Raw genomic sequence first — 5230 nt, 5'->3', positions numbered from 1 at the left:
CGTTTTTCACCGTCCAGGTCAGGGTAAAGGGCTGCTCCGGGTACATTGCCGTGCCGTCAAGGGGTGACTGTGTGACAAACTCTGCCCGGTCTGCAACGGCTGAACGAGTAGCAGTCGGCGGTATGGTAGCAGTGGGCGTTTCGGCGCTGGTGGGAGAAACTGCCTGAGTCGGTTCGGGGGTGTTGGTAGGCGGTAAAGTCACCGTAGGGGTGGCGGTTGGCATGCTGGCGGCAGTCTGAGTCAAACCTGCGGCGACTGTTTGAGCGGCCTGGGTGAAAATCATAGCCGGGTCGGTTGTGGGAGTAGCCTCTGAACGGCTGCAAGCCGAGAGCAGCAAGCTTAACAGCAGCGCTCCCATGGCCGCCTGTTTCAGAAATTTTTTTATGATCATAATTCTTCCTCCAATTCTTCAATCTTTCTCAATGATACTTGCCATTTGGCTGGCAGACAATCCCTCGATTCTGTACTGAGCCACTCAAATTGTCAAGGTTTTATGGCTCAACAGGTTGCCAAACTGGAGTATCCGAAGAAGAATTGGGAAGACGATTGGAAAAACCGTATCCTTCGCGAAAGGTGAGGTAGGTGATTGCTCCGGGGTTAATTCTGAAACGAGTCTGATAATCGGTGTCGTTATAAGAAAACCGAAGGCTGTACTCACCGGCTGGCAGGTCGCTCAGCACCAGATTCTCGCGATAATAATCATCACTGTTGACGCTTTCGGGTGCGTAAGTTCGTACCACCCAACTTCGCTTAAGCTCAGATGATGAAACCCGCACATCCTGCAGGCGGATGAGAGATCCGTCGGCTTTCATCCACCTCCCGACCAGAACACCCCACCCCTGTGGAGGTGCCAACCAGAGTTCGGGATTGCGCGAAACATAGTAACTGTTTCGCTCCAGTCTGACTTCAAAATGCAGGTGAGGCCCGGTGGTAAAACCGGTGTTTCCGACGATGCCCAATTGATCACCGGCTTTCACGGTTTGCCCAACCGAAACATCCACGCGGTCCATGTGAGCGTAGATGGTGTATAACTGACGGCGATCAAATCCAAAATTATGACGGATGGCGACCGCAATCCCGTAGGGATCATCCGGCGAATCGGGCCCTTTGTAAAGTCCAATCCCGGCCCAAACAACCGTACCGTCTGCAGCTGCGATCACCGGCGTACCGCGTTTGGCATCAATATCAATGCCGGTGTGAACAATGTTGGTGCCGGTAAAGTAATAACCGTAGCGGTAATCTGCCAGCGGCCAGTTGACTTCATCGGCGGCAATTGGGCGAATGAAGTAGAAGTGATCGTGAGGATTGACAGCCCATGGCACCTCGTAAAGCGGTGGACGCCAAAGAGAAATTGGTGGATCTGCCGGTGTTGGGAAGGTGAATTTAAGCGGCTCTTCGGCTTCTAAAGCCTGCCAGGCCGTTTCCATATTTGGGGAAGAAAGATTGGTATCGGGCAGGGGTGTGGCGATGGCGACCGCGGCCGCTTCAATTTTTGTTGATGGGGCGGCATCCGCAACTGCACTGCTCTGGCAGGCGCTCAGCAGCAGTGCAAACAACAGCGTAAAAAAGAAAAGATTACCGGGTTTGTTCATGGTTGAACGGCTCCGGGCAGCGGTGTCCATGTTGGCCGGCGGGTGGGCTGACTGGTTGAGGTGGGGCTTGGCAATGGTGTTGCCGTCCGATAAAAACGGATTGTGGGAGAAATGGTAGGTGTAAGGGTGAGGGTTGGGATGGCGGTTGGCGTTTGAATCGCCTCAGGTGGATAAAACTGCGCCATCGCCCCATTCCAATCTAAACCGTCCGTTTTGACAAACTGATTGAAACGGGCAGCCGGGTAAAATGTGCGCCAGTTTTGTAAGGCCGCTACCGGCTGCCACCCAAAGCGAGCTGCCAGTTCGGTGAAATCTATCCAATACCCATCCGGTATCGGGGTGAAAGCGCCACCCTGTTCGTAGGTGCGCGGGTCGCCGTTGTAACGCGCATCCAGTGACCAGGGATGATCTTTCATGGGTTGCCCCTGGGATCCATCCTGATAGCGGGCGCGGATGAAGATGCGCCAGTAGGTTTGCCCACCGCGTTCTTCGCGGGTAATCGTCATCCAGCCGGCTTGAATGGGTAAGGGATTAATCGCAAACGCTCTACCGGTCAGCAGCCACTCGTCCACACTGCCGGGGTGGGGTGGCTCGGTAATCGGCAAGTAAGCGTTTTCCAAATTTCCCAAAATATCCCAGCCTGATTGGCGGGCAGCTTCACGGCGGAGCGCTGCAAAGGATTCATCTACTGCATCGTGCAAGTAGGGATATGGGACATTGACATCTGTTAGGGATACCAGTCCAAAACGGTTGGGCTGAGATTGGGGTGCGAGTGTAATTTGAACGCTATAAAGCGAGGGTAGAACTGCCGGACTATCCAGCAGGTATGCCATGATCAAATCGTTGATTTGCCCGCCTTTCCAATCCATGCCGTGAATGGCTGCAGGCATAACCCAAAAAGGCAGCGCCAGTTTTTTAGAGGAAACCTCAAAACCAGCCAGATGATCCTGTAAAAAGTCGGTCTGACGGGTCAGGAGCACCTTTCCGTCCGGACTCCAAACCGCATTGCTCCCTGCAAAGGCTGCTACGGCTGGTTTTTGGGGGAACGTGCTATCCCAAACGAAAATTGTATCGGCGGCGTTGTAACGGCCACCCCAGGTTAAAAAGTGACCATCGGGTGACCATGAAGGGGAATGAGCGGGACTGCCGACCCCAAGACTGACATTGGTATACCGTTCGCCAATCTGGTCAAGCCGGGCTGTCCAGATTTCATCCTGTCCGCTGCGGTCAGAAACAAAGGCAATTTCCTGTCCTGACGGGGACCATGCCGGAGAATGGTCAGCGCTGGAGGAGTTGGTGAGTGGGATGGGTGCCTGACTTAGATCAGCGAGAGATTGGATAAAGATATCCAGATTGCCATTGGCGTAGGTCTCGTAGGCCAGCCATTGGCCGTCAGGAGACCAGCTTGGCCAACCGTCGTATTCCGGGGTATCGGTAACGCGGGTTAATGCACCGTTCCTCAAGTCAAGGATGTAAATATCCCAGTAGCCGTTCCGACGAGAAGCGTAAGCAATTCGGCTGCCATCCGGGCTGATCGCCGGGTGCAAATCGTCCCAGGGATGGTTGGTCAGACGGGAAAGCGGTAAATGGGTTGGATGGAAGGCAAATAAATGAATGAAAGGCCCATCGCTCATCGCAAACACCATGATCCCATCGGGGTTTGAGTCATTTTGGGGTGCAATCGATTCACCAAGGGCAACGTTCAGATTGCTCACCTCTGGACGGGCAAGGGGCGGTTCGGGTGTTTCAAGCGGAAGGGGAGTGGGTAAGAGTGCTGGCAAGGTTGGGGTAGGAAGAAGCAACCATTGATCCCGAATGATGGGGATGACATTCCACAGTAGCACCACCAGCAGGGCAAATATGAAGGTTAACCAGCCGACAGGCTTTCTTTTTTTACTTACTTTTGGAGAACCAGCCATTCATCTCCCAACGACGAGTTCATCTGCAATTTGGGAAGAAAACCGGCGATGATGAGGAATTGGTCAGGTCGGTGAGGGCGTCCGCACGGAAAAATTACCGATTTTCTTCAGTGACATTCGAGTTTGAATTCATTTAAGGTTTATTGTAGCATTCAAAAAATTGAACAGTCAACCAAACTGCCTTTCAATTGGGTTTGGTTATCAATATTGTTAACTGGCCCGATTATTCATCCTCGAAACGTGTTAATGAGAGTGTTGAAAAACAAGAAATTCTTGACCGAATGACGAGAGTTTAATACAATCGCGTCACCTGGATTAGAGGAGAAGAGCGAAATGGAACAGCCACGATATGTTGAAACTGGTAAGAGTTCATTCTTTGGGGAGTATGTTTATGACCAAATCATTCCGGCCGACCATTTTCTGCGCAAATTGAATGAAGTGATTGACTGGAAACCTTACACGCGTAAATTGATCCGCCTGTATAAAGGCGAAGGGTTGGTCGGACGCCCGCCGTTTGAGCCAGCGATGATTTTGAAGATGGAATTGCTGGCTTATTTATACAATTTGAGCGAGCGACAGGTGGAAACCCACCTGAATGAGAACCTGCCTGCCAAATATTTTGTAGGTTTAGCGGTGGATGAGAAAGCGCCCGACCATTCGACGTTGAGCGTTTATCGTCAGCGGCTGGTCGAGCGCGGCAAGTTGAAGGTGTTTGAAGAGATGTTGGCGGAGATTGTACAGACTGCGCTGCGCAAGGGGGTGCAGTTCGGTGCAATTCAGATTGTGGACAGCGTGCACAGCGTGGCGAATGTGAACACTGACAAGGATGAGCAGCGCCAGCAGAAAGGCAAGCCGCCGCGCGATAGGGATGCGCGCTGGGGGGTCAAGCATCAGCGCAAAGTGCGCAATGCGCAGGGCAAAGTTGAACGGCAGAATCAGTATTTTTACGGGTACAAAGCGCACGTCAGTTTGAATGCGGAGAGTGGTTTGATTACCGCGGTGGAAGTGACTTCGGGAGAGGCTTATGATGGACATCATTTGGTTGGATTGGTCGAACGGGACTTGCAGCAAGAATTGCCGGTGGAGACCTATGCGGCGGACAAGGGCTATGACGATGGGGACAATCATTTTTATCTGCAACAGCGCGGCTTACATTCCGCAATTCGTTTGAAAAAGACCCGCATCGCCAAAAAGGACGCCAACAAACAGGTGTGGATGGAGTTGTCTCAAACGCCGCGCTATCAGCAGGGTTTGAAGGAGCGCTACAAGATTGAGCGCAAGTTTGGGGAAGCCAAACAGGGGCATGGGTTGGGACGCTGTCGCTATCTGGGAAAGATGGGTTTTGCAGTGCAGGCTTTTCTAACGGCGATGGTACTGAATTTGAAACGGCTGGTCAAACTATTGACCGGAGTAGGTTTCAAAACGCGGACAGCAACCGCCTGACCGGGGGTGAAGTGTCGCTGGTGGTCGAAAAAGCAGCAAAAAATGGAGGTGATCATGCCAAAACTACAACAACACTGAACCCCCTCACCCTTCCGCCCAGCCCTCTTGTGGTTGTGTGTTTTTCCTGAAGAGGCTTTAGACCGCCAATTGCCTTTATTTTTCAACACCCTCTCAGAAAGTATTTGACGTATAATAAAAAACGATAACCAGATGGTTTTCTTGTACATCTGCAGGGAGACATGTTAACCTTTCGAGACCTTGTCACTGGATTAAAAT

General features: G+C 52.0%; 3 protein-coding genes and 1 pseudogene. 1 reads left to right on the top strand and 3 read right to left on the bottom strand.

Annotated elements, in window-relative coordinates:
- The 3 genes and pseudogenes from ACWIZX_RS01760 to ACWIZX_RS01750 all read right to left on the bottom strand — a co-directional run.
- Window positions 1-391 (bottom strand): annotated as a pseudogene (locus ACWIZX_RS01760) (hypothetical protein); the annotation flags it as partial.
- A 100-nt stretch (window positions 392-491) separates the two neighbouring features.
- Entirely contained in the window at window positions 492-1592 is a 1101-nt protein-coding gene (locus tag ACWIZX_RS01755) for a M23 family metallopeptidase (protein ID WP_448334632.1), read from the bottom strand.
- On the bottom strand, window positions 1589-3511 hold the full coding sequence (locus ACWIZX_RS01750; protein WP_448334631.1) for a hypothetical protein: 1923 nt from the start codon (window positions 3509-3511) through the stop codon (window positions 1589-1591). Before ACWIZX_RS01750 ends, ACWIZX_RS01755 begins: the two co-directional genes overlap by 4 nt.
- A gap of 333 nt (window positions 3512-3844) precedes the next feature.
- On the opposite strand from ACWIZX_RS01750, the gene ACWIZX_RS01745 reads away from it, so the two are divergent.
- Window positions 3845-4954 carry an IS5 family transposase gene (locus ACWIZX_RS01745; RefSeq protein WP_448334630.1) on the top strand — a complete coding sequence of 370 codons (1110 nt, stop codon included), beginning with the start codon at window positions 3845-3847 and terminating at the stop codon, window positions 4952-4954.
- Window positions 4955-5230: the final 276 nt, after the last annotated feature.

Source organism: Bellilinea sp. (genome assembly GCF_053501535.1).
The sequence above is the reverse complement of the archived record's forward strand: the minus strand, read 5'-3'. Positions and strand labels throughout refer to the sequence as shown.

Bases quoted from the DNA above. Each gene is read 5' to 3' on its own strand.
- ACWIZX_RS01750 (WP_448334631.1), bottom strand. From the start codon at position 3,511: ATGGCTGGTTCTCCAAAAGTAAGTAAAAAAAGAAAGCCTGTCGGCTGG.
- ACWIZX_RS01755 (WP_448334632.1), bottom strand. From the start codon at position 1,592: ATGAACAAACCCGGTAATCTTTTCTTTTTTACGCTGTTGTTTGCACTG.
- ACWIZX_RS01745 (WP_448334630.1), top strand. From the start codon at position 3,845: ATGGAACAGCCACGATATGTTGAAACTGGTAAGAGTTCATTCTTTGGG.